General features: G+C 58.7%; 19 protein-coding genes and 1 tRNA gene. 8 read left to right on the forward strand and 12 right to left on the reverse strand.

All coding sequences use genetic code 11. The features are described from left to right. Positions 1-19: 19 nt before the first annotated feature. The gene (locus J5W70_RS01290; protein WP_022396007.1) at positions 20-811 is read right to left on the reverse strand and encodes a MotA/TolQ/ExbB proton channel family protein; all 792 of its coding nucleotides are present in this window, start codon (positions 809-811) and stop codon (positions 20-22) included. Between the two features lie 112 nt (positions 812-923). Here J5W70_RS01290 and J5W70_RS01295 point away from each other — a divergent pair, with 112 nt between their 5' ends. Continuing rightward, on the forward strand, positions 924-2,492 hold the full coding sequence (locus J5W70_RS01295) for an excinuclease ABC subunit UvrC (RefSeq protein WP_257228257.1): 1,569 nt from the start codon (positions 924-926) through the stop codon (positions 2,490-2,492). 6 nt (positions 2,493-2,498) lie between these two features. Further along, entirely contained in the window at positions 2,499-2,936 is a 438-nt protein-coding gene (locus J5W70_RS01300; RefSeq protein WP_022396005.1) for a 23S rRNA (pseudouridine(1915)-N(3))-methyltransferase RlmH, read from the forward strand. Between the two features lie 4 nt (positions 2,937-2,940). Here J5W70_RS01300 and J5W70_RS01305 read toward each other — a convergent pair whose 3' ends face one another. The 3 genes from J5W70_RS01305 to rplM all read right to left on the reverse strand — a co-directional run bounded on the left by J5W70_RS01305 (position 2,941) and on the right by rplM (position 4,332). After that, positions 2,941-3,396, reverse strand: a complete 456-nt coding sequence (locus tag J5W70_RS01305; RefSeq protein WP_215832671.1) for a hypothetical protein — start codon at positions 3,394-3,396, stop codon at positions 2,941-2,943. 96 nt (positions 3,397-3,492) lie between these two features. Then, on the reverse strand, positions 3,493-3,888 hold the full coding sequence (gene rpsI / locus J5W70_RS01310) for a 30S ribosomal protein S9 (protein ID WP_022396003.1): 396 nt from the start codon (positions 3,886-3,888) through the stop codon (positions 3,493-3,495). 15 nt (positions 3,889-3,903) lie between these two features. Further along, positions 3,904-4,332, reverse strand: a complete 429-nt coding sequence (gene rplM, locus J5W70_RS01315) for a 50S ribosomal protein L13 (protein ID WP_022396002.1) — start codon at positions 4,330-4,332, stop codon at positions 3,904-3,906. A 584-nt stretch (positions 4,333-4,916) separates the two neighbouring features. Here rplM and infA point away from each other — a divergent pair. The 3 genes from infA to radC all read left to right on the forward strand — a co-directional run bounded on the left by infA (position 4,917) and on the right by radC (position 7,445). Next, on the forward strand, positions 4,917-5,117 hold the full coding sequence (gene infA / locus J5W70_RS01320) for a translation initiation factor IF-1 (protein ID WP_031930865.1): 201 nt from the start codon (positions 4,917-4,919) through the stop codon (positions 5,115-5,117). A 95-nt stretch (positions 5,118-5,212) separates the two neighbouring features. Next, positions 5,213-6,703, forward strand: a complete 1,491-nt coding sequence (locus J5W70_RS01325; protein ID WP_022395966.1) for a bifunctional ADP-dependent NAD(P)H-hydrate dehydratase/NAD(P)H-hydrate epimerase — start codon at positions 5,213-5,215, stop codon at positions 6,701-6,703. Between the two features lies 1 nt (position 6,704). Then, positions 6,705-7,445: a RadC family protein gene (radC, locus tag J5W70_RS01330; protein WP_022395967.1), complete on the forward strand. Its 741-nt coding sequence runs from the start codon at positions 6,705-6,707 to the stop codon at positions 7,443-7,445. 87 nt (positions 7,446-7,532) lie between these two features. Here the strand turns inward: radC and J5W70_RS01335 are convergent. The 4 genes from J5W70_RS01335 to J5W70_RS01350 form a co-directional block, all read right to left on the reverse strand. Beyond that, positions 7,533-7,625: transfer RNA gene (locus J5W70_RS01335), tRNA-Ser, on the reverse strand. Positions 7,626-7,707: 82 nt separating this feature from the next. Next, the gene (locus tag J5W70_RS01340) at positions 7,708-7,914 is read right to left on the reverse strand and encodes a hypothetical protein (protein WP_146018184.1); all 207 of its coding nucleotides are present in this window, start codon (positions 7,912-7,914) and stop codon (positions 7,708-7,710) included. Positions 7,915-7,987: 73 nt separating this feature from the next. Further along, complete coding sequence (locus tag J5W70_RS01345) at positions 7,988-8,803, reverse strand: hypothetical protein (protein ID WP_022395968.1); 816 nt, start codon at positions 8,801-8,803, stop codon at positions 7,988-7,990. 47 nt (positions 8,804-8,850) lie between these two features. Next, complete coding sequence (locus J5W70_RS01350; protein ID WP_102722916.1) at positions 8,851-9,600, reverse strand: coiled-coil domain-containing protein; 750 nt, start codon at positions 9,598-9,600, stop codon at positions 8,851-8,853. Between the two features lie 246 nt (positions 9,601-9,846). Between J5W70_RS01350 and dnaX the strand changes: the two genes are divergently transcribed. From dnaX to J5W70_RS01365, 3 genes are read left to right on the forward strand one after another with little or no spacing between them, the layout of a single operon-like run. Next, positions 9,847-12,060 carry a DNA polymerase III subunit gamma/tau gene (gene dnaX / locus J5W70_RS01355; protein ID WP_022395970.1) on the forward strand — a complete coding sequence of 738 codons (2,214 nt, stop codon included), beginning with the start codon at positions 9,847-9,849 and terminating at the stop codon, positions 12,058-12,060. A 34-nt stretch (positions 12,061-12,094) separates the two neighbouring features. Further along, entirely contained in the window at positions 12,095-12,409 is a 315-nt protein-coding gene (locus tag J5W70_RS01360) for a YbaB/EbfC family nucleoid-associated protein (RefSeq protein ID WP_022395971.1), read from the forward strand. Positions 12,410-12,421: 12 nt separating this feature from the next. Continuing rightward, positions 12,422-13,462: an endonuclease/exonuclease/phosphatase family protein gene (locus tag J5W70_RS01365; RefSeq protein WP_022395972.1), complete on the forward strand. Its 1,041-nt coding sequence runs from the start codon at positions 12,422-12,424 to the stop codon at positions 13,460-13,462. A gap of 111 nt (positions 13,463-13,573) precedes the next feature. Here J5W70_RS01365 and J5W70_RS01370 read toward each other — a convergent pair whose 3' ends face one another. The 4 genes from J5W70_RS01370 to pyrF form a co-directional block, all read right to left on the reverse strand. Then, entirely contained in the window at positions 13,574-14,851 is a 1,278-nt protein-coding gene (locus J5W70_RS01370) for a putative manganese-dependent inorganic diphosphatase (RefSeq protein WP_215841929.1), read from the reverse strand. Continuing rightward, a complete protein-coding gene (locus tag J5W70_RS01375) occupies positions 14,802-15,266 on the reverse strand; it encodes a CBS domain-containing protein (protein ID WP_215841930.1) in 465 nt (154 codons plus the stop codon). The genes J5W70_RS01370 and J5W70_RS01375 overlap by 50 nt, the downstream gene beginning before the upstream one ends. Positions 15,267-15,287: 21 nt before the next feature. After that, positions 15,288-16,061 carry an energy transducer TonB gene (locus J5W70_RS01380; protein ID WP_022395974.1) on the reverse strand — a complete coding sequence of 258 codons (774 nt, stop codon included), beginning with the start codon at positions 16,059-16,061 and terminating at the stop codon, positions 15,288-15,290. A 124-nt stretch (positions 16,062-16,185) separates the two neighbouring features. Beyond that, on the reverse strand, positions 16,186-16,971 hold the full coding sequence (gene pyrF / locus J5W70_RS01385) for an orotidine-5'-phosphate decarboxylase (protein WP_240454291.1): 786 nt from the start codon (positions 16,969-16,971) through the stop codon (positions 16,186-16,188). Between the last annotated feature and the right edge of the window lie 13 nt (positions 16,972-16,984).

Consider the following 16,984-nt stretch of genomic DNA (forward strand, 5'->3'; position numbering starts at 1 on the left):
TGGGGATGGCCGCTTCCGGCTAAAGCCCGCGCACGTCGCGCAGGGAGGTGGGGTCAACGGGAACCCTGGGAAGTTCTTCCTCATGGAAGGCTCCGGCTACGCCGGCACGCGGCTTCTGGAGCTGGGTGGCTACTACGGAAACGCTGTGCGTCACGGCGGCTTCCAGGTCCCCCACGCGCTTGTGAACGCGGCTGCGGAAGTACACATAGGCCAGGATGGCGGGGATCCCCAGCATCAGGCCGCCCGCGGTCGTAATCAGGGCTTCCGCCACGCCGCCCGCCATGTCGATGCGCTGCTTGCCGCCGGAGAAATCACCGTTGGCGATCTCAAAAAAGGTCTTCATCATCCCGACTACGGTTCCCAGCAGGCCCAGCATGGGAGCCAGGGCGCCGATGTCCGACAGCCAGGAAATCTGGCGACTCAGGAAGCCCGCCTGGCGGCCGCCTTCCGCGGCGGCTATTTCCCTCACCTCTTCAAACTGGGCGGAAGGATTGCGCAGCATGAAACTGGCCACCGTCAGCATTACGCGCGCGTAGCAGGAGTCCCCATCCTTGCAAAGGATGGAAAGGCCCGTATAATCCCTCTTGCGGATGAAGGATTCCGCCTGCTCCACCAGCTTGGTGGGCAGAACGGCGGAGGCGCGGGTGGAAAAACAGCACATGACCAGCACCACCACCCCGGCGATGGATAACAGGAGCAGCGGCCACATGATGAAGCCGCCTTTCATAAACAGCTCGGAGAGGGGATAGTTTCTATCTCCCACCACAAAGTCCATGGCGGCAGCCAGCGTGGTAAACGGTACAGGATTCATACAAAAGACGTAGGGGATTATACAGAAGAAGTCTTCCTAGGCAAGCCAAGTAGCCGTAATGCAGTACGTTTCCGCAGTTTCATTTCTTGCCGCATATGGCATAATAATCCCCGTGGCAGATCGTGAGAAACCATCTCTGAAGGAACTCTGGAGGCAAACTCCGCATAAACCCGGCGTTTACATCATGAAAGACGCCCTGGGGAATACCATTTACGTGGGCAAGGCCAAGGACCTCCACCGCCGCCTGGGCAACTACTTTTCCCCCACGGGGGCCACCCTGTCCAACCACAAGACAAGGGCGCTCATCAATGCCATTGCGTCATTCGACTACTTTGAAACCAGGAACGACCAGGAGGCTTTTCTGCTGGAAAGCAAGCTCATCAAGCAGTACCGCCCGCATTACAACATCCAGATGAAGGATGACAAGCGCTATCCCCTGCTGAAGATTCCCAAGGGGGAAAAACTGCCGCGCTTCCAGCTGGCGCGGGTGCGCAAGGACGACGGAGCGCGCTACTTCGGCCCCTTTGTCCACTCCCAGGCGCTTTACGCCACGCAGGAATGGCTGAACCGGCATTTCCGGCTGCGGACCTGCAAGGCCAAAAATCCGGGTCTCCACGAGTTCAAGCACTGCCATGCGGACGTGATACGCAACTGCTCCGCCCCGTGCATCGGGCGCATTTCCGTGAGCGACTATAACCGGAACTTCGACCAGGCGGCGCGCCTGCTGGAAGGAACCGGCAAAAAAAGCACTCTGGACGAGCTCACCCGGGAAATGATGCAGGCCTCCGACGAGCTGGACTTCGAGCGCGCAGCGTACCTGCGGGACATCCGGGACAACCTGGTCAAGGTTCTGGAGCCCGCGCGGCGGTTCCAGAAGGGAACGCCCAACCTGCCCGGCACCGTGCGCCCGGAAGAAGACATGAAGGAACTGGGGCTGGCCCTGGGCCTGGAAGAGCCTCCAGCCATCATGGAATGTTTTGATATTTCCAACGTCTCCTCCAACCACATCGTGGCCTCCATGGTGCGCTTCACCAACGGCAAACCGGACAACAAGGCCTACCGCCGCTACCGCATCCGCACGGTGGACGGGCAGAACGACTTCGCCTCCATGTCTGAAGTGATCCGGAGGCGCTACTCCCGCATTCTGGCGGAGAGCGACGCCGTGGCCTCACGGCCCGCGGACATGACCCTGTACCAGTGGCTCAAGAAGCTCAGCGGAGAAGGAAAAGCCCCCATCAAGGTTCCGGACCTGGTGGTGGTGGACGGCGGCAAAGGCCAGCTCTCCTCCGCCCTGGCCGATCTGGAAGCCATCGGACTGGGTGACATGCCCATCGTCGGCCTCGCCAAGCAGCGGGAGGAAATCTTCTTCCCCCACCAGCCACAGCCCCTCTGCCTGCCGCACAGCACGGGAGCCCTCAAGCTCATGCAGCGCATCCGCGACGAAGCCCACCGCTTCGCCAACGGCTATAACGAACTGCTTTACCGGAAGCGCATGCGGGAAAGCGCCCTGGACGACGCCCCAGGCATGAGCGCGGCAAAAAAAAGCATGCTGCTGGAAAAATTCAAGTCCGTGGCCGCCATCAAAAGGGCGGACCCGGCTTCCATCGCCGCCATCCGCGGCATTTCGGAAACCTGGGCCCGCAACCTGCTGAACTACCTCAATTCATCCTCCAACTCCTGACTTCTCATGCAATTCCTGATTCTGGCCGCAGGCAAGCCGGCCCTGGGCTATGCCCGGGAAGGCGTGGAACTCTACCTCAACCGCCTCAAGCCTTTCGGCAAGACGGAACTCAAACTCGTCAAAGACGGAAGCTCCAAAGACGTTTCAGAACGCCTGCTGGCCGCCAGCGAGGGCTGCCTGCGCATCGCCATGGACGAACGCGGAGAACTCTGGACCACGGAGAAGCTGGTCAAACTGGCGCGGGACTGGCAGATGCGTTCCGTGCGCCGCATCGCGTTCCTCATCGGGGCCTCGGACGGCCACACGGAAGAACTGCGTTCCCGGTGCGGCCATATCCTGGCCCTGAGCAAATTCACCCTCCAGCATGAGCTGGCGCTCGTCGTCCTGCTGGAACAGCTTTACCGCTGCCATACCATTCTGGCGGGAACGCCGTACCACCGGTAAACGGCTAAAGCTTTCCTTGCTGCCGCGGTGAGTCCATCAAGGCTTTCACCGTCACGGAAACGGTCGCGAGCACGGCCACACCCCATGCCATGGAGTCGCCCGCAATTCCCGTGGCAAACGCCGGAAAAGGATTGAACGCCACCGCAAGGGAACCAAACACCCAGCCCCAGCCGGGAAAGCCTTTCTTAAAGGCCACGTAAGCCAGATAGAAATACAAGGCCACGCCTGCAAATTGAAACAAAGGGAAAGCGGGACCGTATTCCACCTTCCTGAGGCCGGAGACATTCCCCGGCATGCGATGGGAATGTTTCAGAAAAGAGGCTATCACCAGAAAAAGCGGCGCAAGCAGTAAAGGAGCAATAGGGAAAACGCTTCTTTCCGTTTTTTCTTCTTCCGGAGAAGAATCCGGAATTCCGTCCTGCTGCCGACCTTCTTCCATAATAATTAATCGTAACAGCAACCAGCTTCCCCTGCAACGAAAAAGGAGTACTCCGCAGGGAGCACTCCTTTTCCGAGAAAGAAATGGTAAAGCCAGTTCCTTCGCAGCCAGCCAAGCTTAGCGCTTGGAGAACTGGTAACGCTTGCGGGCGCCGGGACGACCGGGCTTTTTACGTTCCTTCATGCGGGAATCACGGGTCAGAAGACCGAATTCACGCAGCTGGGCGCGGGAAGCTTCATCAACCTGAACCAGAGCGCGGGCAATCGCCATGCGGATGGCGCCCACCTGGCCGTGAATGCCGCCGCCCTTGGTGACGACGTTCACGTCGAATTTGTTCATGGTGTTGGTAACCTGGAAGGGCTGGAGAACGGCGTTCTGCAACTGGACGGTGGGAAGGTATTCTTCAAAACCGCGACGATTGATCGTGATGCGGCCGGCACCTTCAGTAAGCCAAGCGTGTGCAATGGCGGTCTTGCGGCGGCCGGTGGCGTTGTATGGGGTTGTCTGACTCATGTCTGGGGAAATCAATTAGAGAGTGATGGCAGTGGGCTGCTGGGCTTCATGCGGATGACCGGCGCCGGCATAAACCTTCAGCTTGGTCATTTGCTGACGGCCCAGGCGGGTGTGGGGCACCATGCCCTTGACGGCCAGTTCCAGAAGAAGTTCGGGGCGGCGGGCGCGGATTTTCCGCGGAGTGTCCACCTGCTTGCCGCCGACGTATCCGGAGAAACGGGTGTAAATCTTGGCGTTTTCCTTGTTGCCGGTCAGCACCACCTTGTCCGCGTTCACGATAATGACAAAGTCGCCACAATCAACGTGGGGGGTGAAAATTGTCTTGTTCTTGCCACGCAAAATGTTAGCCGCTTCAACGGCAACACGGCCGAGCACCTTGTCGGCAGCGTCTATAACATACCATTTGCGCTCTACTTCTTGCGGTTTGGCTGAGAAGGTCTTCATGGTTCAATTCTTCGTTCTCGTTTTTCGGCATCCTGCCGTAATCTTCCAATTCGGGGGCGCATTCCTAATGATTATTCGCGTAAATGTCAAATACTTTTTCTCTTTTACTCCCCTTTTGCGGCCTTTTTTCCGTCCCTTCCGCAGAATCGCGGCTTAATTGCGGCGTTTCCACATTCAGGACTTGCCCTCGTGGAAATATGGCCTATTATTCGCCTGCGCGAAAATTCGTACACGCGCGTTCATTTTAACCTTACAAGGAGAATCCTATCAGCCCGAATCCAAGACCCAGCAACCGCCCCAGCGGCGGTCAGAATTCCCGCCCCGGCCCCAGGCCGGCAGGCAGCAGCACAAGACCGGCCGGCAACGCCAGCCGTCCCGGACAGCCCCGGCCTGCCGGGAGTGGCACCGGCCCGGCACGCCCGGCCGGACAGTCCGCTGGCCCGGGAGGCGCCAGAACTGGCGGAGGACCACGCCCCGGAGGCGGACCCAACCGGCCGCGCCCGCAGGGAGGCGGGGGCCGCCACACCAAGGGCAGGAGGCATTTCAGCAAATCGGCCCCCAAGGAAGAAAACTCCGAAAGCGAAATTGAAGTGGAAGGCACCATCTGCGCCGTGCTGGCGGGCACCATGTTCAAGGTGCGCCTGCCCAACGGGCACGAAGTGCTGGCCCACATTTCCGGCAAGATGCGCAAGCGCTTCATCAAAATCGTTGTGGGCGACAAGGTGCGCATGGAAATGTCCCCCTACGACATGACCAAGGCGCGCATCACGTTCCGCATCGGTTAACCGCCCCCGGATTCACTCCTTTTGCGAAAAACCTTCTCCGGCTTGCAGGAGAAGGTTTTTTAACGTACAGTGCACACTGACCCCATCAGCGCGCCATGAAAGTTTGCTCCACGGAAAATATGCAGATCGCGGAACGCGAGCTCATCATCAACGGAACTCCGGCCAGAACCCTCATGAAGCTGGCTTCCGCCGGCATTGCGGAAGCCGTCACGCAGTTCTTTCCCGTCCCCGGGTTATGCATAGCCTACGTGGGGAAAGGCAACAACGGCGGAGACGCCCTCACCGTCCTCAATATCCTGAAACAGCATGGATGGGAAACAGGTTTCCGCGCCGCCTACCCGCGCGCGGAATGGGGGGAACTGCCCGCGCGGCAGCTCGCGGAAATATCTCCTCCGCCCCAGGAATACCAGGAAGCGCCGCTGCCCCGTACGGGTAAGCCCATGATTCTGCTGGACGGCCTGCTGGGCATTGGAGCAAAAGGGCTGCTCCGCAAGGAAATCTCCGCCCTCTGCGCGGAAATGAACTACCTGCGGGACCGCTGCGGAGCCGTGCGCACGGTGGCGATCGACCTTCCCACCGGAGTTGACCCGGATACGGGGATGCCCCAGGAAAATGCCGTAGAGGCGGATTTCACGATGTGCATAGGAGCGGTCAAGCAGGGGCTGCTGGATGACGACGCCACCCTGCATGCGGGGCGCCTGGCCTGCATCGACCTTCCCGGCCTCCATGTGCAGGCGCTTCCCGCCACGGAACTCATCACCTCCTCCCGGCTCACTAAATTCCTCTCTGCAAGACCCTATACGGACTATAAGAACAAACGCGGGCACATCGGCGTCATTGCCGGATCGGAAGGAATGCTGGGCGCTGCCAGGCTCTGCTGTGAAGCCGCCCTCCGGGCCGGAGCCGGACTGGTGACGCTCCACGTCCACCGGAACGTCTATCCCCTCATAGCGCCGTCCATGCCGCCGGAAATCATGGTCAAACCCGTGGACAGTTATGCGGACGTCTCCATCCGGACGTTCAGCGCCTTTCTCATTGGCCCCGGCATCGGCTCCGTATCGGAGGAAGACGCGGAAGCCATCCGCCTCATTCTGGAAACCGGCACTCCCACCGTCCTGGATGCGGACGGCCTTAATCTGGCCGCCGCCATGCAATGGAGCCTGGGAGAACATATTCTGGCGACACCCCACCATGGGGAAATCCGCCGTCTGCTGCCGGACGCGGACAACTGCGCCATCCGGGCGGACATCGCAGACTGCTTCCTGGCGGAGCATGAAGCGGCCCTGATTTACAAAGGGGCCCGCACCATCGTCACCCAGCGGGGAAAACCTCTCTTCTACAACATCACCGGAGGCCCCGGCATGGCTACCGCCGGCCAGGGAGACGTGCTGGCAGGCGTCTGCGGCGGATTCATGGCCCAGGGGGAATCCCTGCTGGTCTCCGCCGTTCTGGGAACCTATCTCTGCGGGCGAGCTTCTGAAATAGCCATCTCCGCCGGAGATTCCACCCAGCAGACACTGACGGCGGGAGACACGCTGCGCCATCTGCCCGCCGCCATTCTTTCCACCGCACGTCTCTGTTACTAAAATGGCCTACCGAAAACTCCAGGATCTTCCCTTCCAATCCCTGCCGCGGGAAAAGCTGCTCCGCCAGGGAAGGCACAGCCTCAGCAATGCGGAACTGCTCGCCATCTTCCTGCGGATGGGCATCAAAGGAAAAAACGTGCTGGACATGTCCTCGGACCTGATCCAGTCGGCAGGCTCTCTGGACGCCCTGGCCCACATGGAGGCCGCAGAAATAGCGGACATCTGCAAGGGAATAGGCATGGCGAAAGCGGCCACGCTGAGCGCCGCCTTTGAACTGGGGGCGCGGGCTCTCCGGGAAACGCTGGCCCGGCAACCCATCCAGACGCCGGAAGACGTCTATGACTACCTGGTAACAGCCATGCGCTGGAAAGACAAGGAGACGGTACTCGTCCTGCTGCTGGATACCAAAAGCCGCCTCATCAAACCCGTGGAAATTTCCAGCGGCACCCTGAACGAATCCATCGCCCATCCGCGCGACATTCTGCGTCCCGCCGTCATCCACAATGCCTACGGCTTCGTCCTGGCGCACAACCATCCCAGCGGGAACCCGGCTCCCAGCCGCCCGGACGACCTCCTGACCGAACGCGTGCGGGAATGCGCCAAGCTATTGGGCGTCCGGTTCCTGGACCACGTGATCATCGGAAAACCTACCGAAACTGTTCGCAGAAACTATTACAGCTATAACCACCCCAACGGAGACCGGCTCCGGGAAGCCGACAAGGGCCTCCCTCTCTATCATTAAACAACCGTTCCCGCGAATTTTCTTCCGGAACGACGCCTGATAAAAACAAAAAACCCGTCTTGCGACGGGCTTTCTCTTAAAAAAAACTGGCGGAGAGAGTGGGATTCGAACCCACGGTGGGTTTTAAAGCCCACGTTCGATTTCGAGTCGAGTGCCTTAGACCAGCTCAGCCATCTCTCCGCTTGGAAATCGGGAGCGTTTGTATCCGGTTTGCGGGATGCTGTAAAGAACAGAATCACCGCCAACCGTTATTTGAACGCCTTTAACGTCTTGGCGAAGCCAGCGGTCCCAGCGTAGCTTCCGCTTCAAATCTCTGGGTCTTGTTATGGGGAAGAGCGCTCTTTTCCGGGCCGGGGGGCGGCTGCGGAACACGCTCCCGTTCCTTCGGCTCCATCAGCCAGGAGCAGGAAGAGACCAGAAGAAGGGAGAAAGACGTAAGCAAAAGGGAGGCTGTGAATCGTTTCATCATTTCCTTTTAAAAAGTTGAACCCCACTATGCCGGAGGGCACAGCGGGGTTCAAGGAAAATACGCGGCAGAAACCTTATTTGGCGGACTGCAACGGACGCAGAAGCTGCACCATGTCGCCGGGCTGGATGCTCATGCCGGCGGGCACGCTGTCCTTGACGATGTCAGCCACCGTCTGGTTCTTTTCCAGGGAGGTCACCTTCAGTTTGCCGATGCTGCGGCCGTCACGGGTAACGAGCAGAACCGTATTCGGATCAATGTTGCTGCCCTGCCCGGCGCCAATCACCACAAAGCCCCACTGCGGGTCCACGGACAGAACGGGATATTCATCTCCATTCTTGGCGAGGGCGGCGCGGTATTCGGCCTGTTCCTTCTGGCGTCCGGCCAGCTCGGTAGCCTGCTCGGCACGCTTCTTGGCGGCCACTTCCGTAGCGCTCTTGATCTGGTCAATGTCTTCCTGAAGCTTCTTGTTGGAGGCTTCCATGGATTCCATCTTCGCCTGGATTTCCTGCACGCTGGAAACGCCGAAGTCGTTCAGCTTGGCCTTGAGCTCATCCATCTGCTTGTTGATCTTGGACAGGTCCGCATTCAGCTGGACTTCTTCTTCCTTCAGCTCCGTTTCCTTGGAGAGCTGTTCGTCACGCTGCTGGGTCACGGAGGCCTTGTTGGAGGTCAAGCTGAGGTTTTCCTCCGCAGCCAGACCGCGGTTCTTGATCATGTCATTGCGCAATCCCGTCCAATTCCGGATTTCCTTGTCCAGAACCTTGCGGTAGGTGATCATCTCCTTGAAGTCCTGATACTGGCCGTTGACGCCGAAGAGGCCGCTGAGACCGGAGAACCAGGCGCCCGCACCTGCTGCAAGAATCAATAAAACTACTAAGACAGTTTTCATTGTGTATGTATGTGAGAGTGTATGGTGTGTATTGAACCGGGAAAGGACTAGGGACGAACGGATACAACGACGTCTCCGGCTTCAACACGTTCGCCGGCGGTTACCGTGCTGGGGAGAATGGTGGCCGTGGAAACACGGGATTCAACAGCGCTTACGTCAAGTTCGGCAATTTTGTTGCCGTCCCTCATCACGGCCAGCTTGGAGCCGGGCACTACGCCCAGGTCGGCAGCACCGCCGTCAATCACAACTACATTGAAATCATTAATCACCTGGGAAACCCGCGTTTTCAGATTGGGCGGGGAAAGGTGCGCATCCTGGTCCGCCTTGAGCTGGCGAAGGGCCGCATTGTTCACGACAAGCTGTTCCGTTTCAGCAACGATGGCGTCATGCTTGCCCTGCTCCGCCTGCTTGACTACTTCCAGCTGCTTGGATTCTTCTTCCAGTCCCTTGATCTTGTCCGCAATGGCCTGGATACTTTCCATGTCCTTGCTCTTGGACTGAAGTTCCGCCAGGGCTGTTTGTTGCGCCTGGAGGTCCGTCTTCTTGGCCTCATTGGCGGCGGCCAGCTCCTGGTTCTTGGCTTCCAGCTCGTCCTTCTGCTTGGTCAGGGCGTTGATATCGTTCGTCAAAGCCTCATTCTTCACCAGGAAGTCGACATATTTTGTCTTTTCTTCCGTAAACTCGCCGCGAAGACCGTTCAGGTTCTTATAACGGGAGACGCATTCCTTACGCTCCTTGGTTAGAGCTTCCTCGTTATCAAGATAATACATGGCTCCGCCGAGAAGAGCAATGACCAAGGCTGCTATTGATACTTTGACCCACATAGGAAATAATAGAGATGAGAAGGTTCCTGTTACTTTTGTGAGATTGGCATGAACATTTTCAGATTTCAACATCAAAATGTCATCCTCACTGTTTTCTTGATATTTTTTTCAGGGAAGCTCCGTAACAGGATACCGCAAGAGTTCTCTTATCAACATTTTAAAACAATTACGCTCTATTTTCTTTTCAAACACGGACTCATCTTCTAGTCTTTCTGAACCGTGAGTTACCAGGTCTTTGCCAGAAAATACCGTCCTCTGACATTCGATGACGTCCTTGGACAGGATCATGTCGTCCAGACGTTGAAAAACGCCATTGAGCACAACCGCCTCGCCCACGCCTACCTTTTTGTAGGCCCCCGCGGAACGGGAAAAACATCTACCGCCAGAATTTTTGCAAAAGCCCTGAATTGCAGCGGCGGTCCCAGGGTGGACTTTGACCCGCACGAAGACATCTGCGAGGAAATAGCGGAAGGGCGCAGCCTGGACGTCCTGGAAATAGACGGCGCATCCAACCGCGGCATCGACCACATCCGTGACCTGAGGGACAACGTGCGATTCGCTCCCAGCAGGGGCAATTTCCGCATCGTCTATATAGATGAAGTGCACATGCTCACCAAGGAGTCCTTCAACGCCCTGCTGAAAACGCTGGAGGAGCCGCCCCCCCACGTCAAATTCATTTTTGCGACTACGGAACCCCACAAGATTCTGCCGACCATCCTGTCGCGCTGCCAGCGCTTCGACCTGCGCCCCATTCCCTCTGAAATCATTGCGGAACACCTGCTTCACATCGCCTCTGCGGAAGGAGTGAGCCTGAGCCGGGAAGCGGCCTTTGCCGTCGCCAAGGTGGCGGACGGAGGCATGCGGGACGCGCAATCCATGCTGGACCAGCTTGTTTCCTTCTGCGGAGACCACATTGAAGAACAGCAGGTGCTTCACATCTTCGGCATCACGTCCCGGGAAACCGTAGCCCATGCGCTGGCGCTGATTCTGAACAAGGAGCTCCCCTCCCTCCTGCACCTCCTGCATGAACAGGCGGAAGCTGGAAGAGACATGGGCCAGTTCCTCTCTGAAATCATCTCCGCCGTGCGTGAAATCCTGGTCTCCAAGGTTGACCCGGAGGCCAGCTTCGATTCCCTGCCGGAATCCTCCAAGGAGGAACTTTCCGAACTCGTCAAACGCACCCAGACGGACAAAATCCTGCGCCTGGTGGAAGTGCTGGCGGAAACGGAAGACAAGATGCGCTGGTCCACCAACAAAAGGCTGCATCTGGAAATGGGCCTGATCAAGGCCGTTCACGCTCTCGCGGAAGCCAGCATCAGCGATATTATCATGGCGCTGGAAGGCGCCCCCCTGGCATCCTCCGTCCCATCCTCCTCTCCGGCGCCCGCTCCGCGCCAGGAACAGGAGATGCCCGCGCCCGCCGCTCCGGTCCCTGCGCCGGAGCCTCCGGCAAACGCCCAGCCGCCCCTTCCTGCGGAAAAACCGGAGCCCGCTCCGGAAGAACACCTGATGGACCCGGTTCCGGACTTTTCCCCGGCCAACCCATTCCCGGCTCCCGCGGTACAGGCGAGCGAACCTGCCAGTGCGCAACCAGCCCCGGCTCCCGCAGAAAAACCCGAACCGCAGCCCACTGATCCCGCGCCGGAACCTCCCGTAACTGCTGCAAAAGCCCCCTCCCCCGCCATTCCGCAGGAAGAGCCTTCCTGTTCCGCACCTGAACCGCGGCCGGAGCCCACTTCCGACACCCCGGAAGAGCCTCAACGTCCCGCCTCTGCCATCTCCGATGCCCCGGTGGCTCCTCCGGATTCTCCGGAACCCACTTTCATGGACCCTGAGGAAAACCTCCCGCCGGAAAGGCGCACCAGCAGCTTCTTTGACAACCTGTTCGACACGGCAAGCGCTCCTTCCCGCACCCCTGCTCCCATGGTAAAAGAGGAACCGGAAGCCCCTGCCCCGCAATCCGGAAGAACCATCACGGAGGAGGACTGGAAAGCGGCGCTGGAACGTGCCGCCGCCAACTTCCCCCTCCAGGCGGACTTTCTGGCCAACAGCGTTTTCTCCGGCCATGACGGCGCATTCGTCGCCATCTCCTTTCATCCCTCCGACCATCAGGGAATGGACAGCCTCGGATCCGGCCCCCTGCGGGCGGCCCTGGAAGCGGACCTTTCCCAACGCGGCGGAGTCCCCGTCACCATTTCCATCCGCCAGGATTCCTCCGTGCCGGAGCCGGTTCAGGAAGAACTGGCCCCGCTGCCGGCGCCTCCCCCCCCCGCGGCCTCCGCACCTTCTCCCAAACCCCAGGCGCCGCGGGAAAAACCCGCCGCAGCCGTTCAGGAACCCGCCAGGGAGAAAGATGAAGATAATTCCTACTATACGGACCCCCTGATTGACGCCGCCATGGAGATCTTCCGCGCCCGCATCATTTCCCAATAAACAACATCAACCCATACTTCCAAATACGACAGCCATGAACATGATGAAAATGATGAAGCAGGTCCAGCAAATGCAGGCCGGACTTGCCGCCGCCCAGGAAAAGCTGGCCTCCCAGACCGTTGCCACGGAAGGGGCGGGCGGCAAGCTGAAAGTCACCGCCACCTGTGACGGAAACCTCACGGAGCTGGTGATTGATCCCTCCATCATCGACCCGTCCGATTCAGAATTCCTCCAGGACCTGCTCCTGCAAACCATCAATGCCGCCATAGCCAAGGGCAAGGAAACCGCGGCGGCGGAAATGAAAAAACTGACGGGCGGCATGAGCCTCCCTCCCGGCATGGGCCTTTAACCTACCACCACCGTGCATCGGCTCAGAAGACGCAAACATCTGGCGGAACCACTGCCAGCGTTATCCGGGGTCAACCACCTGGGAATAGCGCTGGGCGGCGTCTCTCTGTGCCTGTGGGTCATCGTCGTCACCATCTTCTGGACCGGTTCGGACACAATGGCCTTCATGACGTCACTGCCCACTTGGGCATGCTGCCTCATCTTCTCCTTCCCGGCGCTTATTGCATGGCTGGTCTTCGGTTCCCGGATAGGCCTGCTTGGCGTCATTATCTGGTTTGCGTACGGCATCGTCATTACGGACTTTCTTCCTCCCATTTCCAGAACGGGAATGGAGTATTACAAAATGCCGCCGGCTCCGGATGCCCGGCAAATCAGGGTTCTCACCCTGTACGGGGGTTGTGTGGAAAATCCGCCCATTGAACAAATCTCCAAACTCCGCGCAGACGTCATCTTCATCCAGGGATGCAGCAACCACAACCGGACACTCAAATTCGCCTACAGCATTTTCGGACGCACTTCCTACATCAAGCAGATAGGCAGCTGCGCCATCATCGTGCGGCACGGGCAGATTGGTCCGGCCCAAAGCATCACGGACACAGCCGGACTCATCGTGGACTGGATACCGGAAAATTCTTCCCTGGCGATACGGCTCATCAACATCAGCCTGGAGCCTTTTGAACACCGCTTTGACTTGTACTCCCCCGCCTGCTGGAAATACTTCCACACGCTCCGGTTCATTCACCGCAAACAGCTTCAATACCTGTTTGACACCCTGCGGGAGGTAGGAAGCCAGCACGGTGAACTGCCCATCATCCTGGCCGGAAACTTCAGCGCCGCGCCCCAATCCCCTATTTTCGCCAAGCTCAGCGCCGATTTTCAGGATTGCTTCAAACTGAAGGGAGCCGGATACGGAGCCACTCAACCTGTCAACTTCCCGCTGCTGCGCCTGGACCGTGTTTTCTGCACGCCGCCGCTCAAACCCGAGCGAGCCGCCACTGTGCTGATACCGGACACCGTCCGCCGCTCCATCCTGGCAGACATTGCCATGCCCTGATTCCCCTTTCCACACGGCCGCGCCATTCCGCTCCGGCAGAAAGAACTTCTCCATCCGCCTCCCCAAACGGAGGCGCTTTTACTTTCCGGGGAAAGAATTTTCCCCGGAAACCTACAAGGTTTTCAGCGCACGGGAAATAGCCGGGAAAAGCTGCTTCTTGCGGCTGACCACATCGGCGGCGGAAAACAAGTTGGGGCCCAGCCGCTCGTACTCGATGTGCTCCAGCACCTCTTCATCCCCGACGGCCAGCAGCATGGAATCATGCGTGACAATGTCCGTGACCAACAGGCACGCCAGCTTCAATCCTTCCTCTTCCACCAGCTTCTGAAGCTCCTTCACCAGGTCATCCTGAACTTCCTTCAGGCCGAACATGCCTATTTCCTCAATCTGTGAAATGCTGATCTTGTGCCCGTACTCGGTAAAGGTTTTCCTGTCCGCCTGGACAATCGCGCAGGGCGCCGTTTTGGAACGCAGCAGAGAACCGGTGGCAAAAAATTCCTCCGTGAACTTCTTGGCGTCTATCCTGGCAATGCCGGTCAGCCATTCCAGCATTTCCCGGTCCGCCCGCGCCGTCGTGGGAGACGTCAGGTTCAGCGTATCTGAAAGAATCCCGGCGCACAGGCAAATCGCCACCGCCTGCGAAGGCTCCGCATCACGGTGGTAAAACCTGCGCGCCACCAGGGTGGAAGTGGAGCCCACGGGTTCATTCAGGAAGCGGATCGGGTCCCGTGTGGAAAGCTGGGTGCCCAGGCGGTGGTGGTCCATCACCTCCACGATTTCCGCTTCCTCCACTCCCTTCACGGCTTGTGAAAACTCATTGTGGTCCACCAGGGCCACGCGCGTACGGGGCGGATCCACCAGATCCGTCTTGCTCAGCACGCCGATCATCTTGTTCGTCTTGATGCTCATCACGGGGAACAGCGCCTGCTTGCGCTTCACGGCGGCCTGCCTCAACTCGGGCAGCGGCATGTTCTCCGGGAAAACCGTATAATCCTTGTGGACCTGTTCCCTCACCTTCCGGGAGCAGCGGATAAGCTGCCCCACGCTGGCCGTATCCCACGGGGTGCTTAAAATGCATGTGCCCGTCGTCTGGGCCGTCTCAATAATATCCAGGGAAGGGAAAGCCCCGGACGTGGTCACCAGAGCGCGCACGCCGTGCTCCACGGCATACAGCTGGACATTCGGGCGGTCCCCGCAGATAACGATCAGATCGCGGACGATGCCCTTTCTCTTGTAATTGGCAAGCCTCGTCCGGACGCTCGGCTCGCTGGAAGCGCCCACCAGAAGAATATTCTGCGTTTCCTCCTCGCTCAGGGTCTCCCCGGTCAGGCACTTGCCGTCAATGGTAGTGGCAATGTTGCTCAGGCTGGAAAAAAACGGAGCGCACATTCATCTCCGTCATGTTCAGGGGCATCAGCAGGCTCAGCAAATCAAAATAACGCAGCAGGCCGTAAAGATTGTGGTCCGCGTCAATCACCGGAATGGTTTGAAGGGAGTTCTCCGTCATCCGGCGGTACGCCGTCAGGAACGTGTCGTCCGGACTCACGCTGATCACGTCACGGCGGCAGATGGTTCCCGCGGTAGGCGTCACGTCATGAATCAGCACCGGTTCCGGCACCCCGGCTTTTTCCAGCACCCAGGATGTCCTCAGCGTCATCTCCCCGCATCTGGCGGCAACCGCGTCAGGTTCGCCATGGGTTCTTAAAAACTCCGCATTCCCTATGGCGGAACAAATGGCATCCGTATCCGGATTCTGGTGGCCGATCACGTAAATGGGCCTTTTCTCTATTTTCTCCGGAAGCATCTCTCTTATCTCCTGCGCAGGTTAATCTATATTCAACCTGACGGGCACCACCACCTTGGAAGCAATGGGCGCGCCGTCTTTTTCTGCCGGATAGAAAGTCCAATTCTCTTTCACCCAGCGCATGAAAAGACGGTCCAGTTCCGCATTTCCCGTTGATTGAAGGAGATTGACGGATGAAGGTTCGCCACGGGGATTCACACCCACCACTACTTTCACCACGGCATTCACCTTCCCGACTCTAGAAGAATTGACGGAATTGGGCAAGGACGGAGCATGTTTATAACGCACCTTTTTATCAGGAGTCACGTTCTCATCCGGGCTAGGCTGCCCCGGCAGGGAAACCGCCGGAGTCTTCACGGGACGCCTGGGCTTTACCTCCCTCATGGAAATCCGCATGCTGGAAAGCTCCTCCGGCAAATACTCCGTGGGAGTCTCCTCCGGAAGAAAATCCTTCATGTCGGAACAATCCTCATTCTCCGGCAGCTTCATCGCAAGCAGGTCTTCATCTGCGGAAATTTCCGGAACGGGGCTGACCGTGGAAGGGGCCGCGACCGGCTCTACGGGCACGGGCTGAACTTCCGCCAGCTCCTGAAGAACCTCCTCGGAAGGAGGCACAAACTCCATTTCCACCTCCCCGTTCTGCACGGCGGGCAGCCACAGCTCCTGAAAATGAATGGCTACCAGCACGGCGCACAAAGCCACCTGAACGCCCACGGCCACCGCCACCGCAATCAGCATGGCGGACTTGGAAGTGGAACGGGGCGTGAATCTTACAATTCCGGGCTTTTCATCCATAAAAACGGGCAGGGAGAAGGGCAGTGCCCGTTCAATATACCAGCGCCCTTCCCTTTGACAAGCGCCTGCACCGCCATAAGCAGCCCGTTATCATTTTGTTATCTGCCGGAAAAACGCATGGACATCAATAACCCAATGCCTCCCGGATGCTCTGGGCGAATCTGCCGGCCTTTTCCGCAAAGCCAAGCTCCGGATTCTGGTACATGATGCCGCGGGACACGTTAATCAGGGGGGGGGCCGCATGGCCGGAACCGCTCAGGCTGGAAAGATCGCCGCCCTGGGCTCCCAGACCGGGAATCAGCAGGGGAGCGTCCGGAATGCGCTCCAGAATGGAGGAATCCGCATTGGTCAGCCCCACCACCATGCCTACGGAAGTTTTGCGCCCTTCCTGCATGGAACGGCGCACCATGTCCCCCACCAGTTCATAAACCCTGCGGCCGTCGGCCAGCTCCTGCCTCTCCACGTCCGCGGAACCGGGATTGGAAGTGACCGCCAGCAGATAAATGCCCTTCCCTTCATAATTCAGAAAAGGCTCCAGCGTATCATAACCCATGAAGGGGCTCAATGTGACGGCATCCACGCCCAGGCGTTCAAAATACGCCTGCGCATAATACTTCTGCGTCTCCCCGATGTCGCCGCGCTTGGCGTCCAGCACCACGGGCACATCCTCCGGCATATCCGGGAGCAACTCCTCCAGCATTTCCAGGCCGCGCAGGCCCATGGCCTCAAAATAGGCGATATTCGGCTTGAACGCCGCCGCATACGGAGCGGTTTCTTCCACGACCTTCCTCAACAGGGAAGGAACCGACTGCAAATCATCCATGACGGGGCGCGGGTCCAGCCCCACGCACAGGGCGGAACCGGTCTTTCTGATGCGGGCGGCAAGTTTATCCGTAAAAGATTGGCTCATGCCGTTCATTAAA

The organism is Akkermansia massiliensis (assembly GCF_018847375.1).
GTDB lineage: Bacteria > Verrucomicrobiota > Verrucomicrobiia > Verrucomicrobiales > Akkermansiaceae > Akkermansia > Akkermansia massiliensis.

What these genes read in the sequence shown, in the direction of transcription:
- J5W70_RS01290 (WP_022396007.1), bottom strand. Translation starts at nt 811, where the DNA reads ATGAATCCTGTACCGTTTACCACGCTGGCTGCCGCCATGGACTTTGTG.
- J5W70_RS01300 (WP_022396005.1), top strand. Translation starts at nt 2,499, where the DNA reads ATGCAATTCCTGATTCTGGCCGCAGGCAAGCCGGCCCTGGGCTATGCC.
- rpsI (WP_022396003.1), bottom strand. Translation starts at nt 3,888, where the DNA reads ATGAGTCAGACAACCCCATACAACGCCACCGGCCGCCGCAAGACCGCC.
- rplM (WP_022396002.1), bottom strand. Translation starts at nt 4,332, where the DNA reads ATGAAGACCTTCTCAGCCAAACCGCAAGAAGTAGAGCGCAAATGGTAT.
- J5W70_RS01325 (WP_022395966.1), top strand. Translation starts at nt 5,213, where the DNA reads ATGAAAGTTTGCTCCACGGAAAATATGCAGATCGCGGAACGCGAGCTC.
- radC (WP_022395967.1), top strand. Translation starts at nt 6,705, where the DNA reads ATGGCCTACCGAAAACTCCAGGATCTTCCCTTCCAATCCCTGCCGCGG.
- J5W70_RS01340 (WP_146018184.1), bottom strand. Translation starts at nt 7,914, where the DNA reads ATGATGAAACGATTCACAGCCTCCCTTTTGCTTACGTCTTTCTCCCTT.
- J5W70_RS01345 (WP_022395968.1), bottom strand. Translation starts at nt 8,803, where the DNA reads ATGAAAACTGTCTTAGTAGTTTTATTGATTCTTGCAGCAGGTGCGGGC.
- J5W70_RS01360 (WP_022395971.1), top strand. Translation starts at nt 12,095, where the DNA reads ATGAACATGATGAAAATGATGAAGCAGGTCCAGCAAATGCAGGCCGGA.
- J5W70_RS01370 (WP_215841929.1), bottom strand. Translation starts at nt 14,851, where the DNA reads ATGTGCGCTCCGTTTTTTTCCAGCCTGAGCAACATTGCCACTACCATT.
- J5W70_RS01375 (WP_215841930.1), bottom strand. Translation starts at nt 15,266, where the DNA reads ATGCTTCCGGAGAAAATAGAGAAAAGGCCCATTTACGTGATCGGCCAC.
- J5W70_RS01380 (WP_022395974.1), bottom strand. Translation starts at nt 16,061, where the DNA reads ATGGATGAAAAGCCCGGAATTGTAAGATTCACGCCCCGTTCCACTTCC.
- pyrF (WP_240454291.1), bottom strand. Translation starts at nt 16,971, where the DNA reads ATGAGCCAATCTTTTACGGATAAACTTGCCGCCCGCATCAGAAAGACC.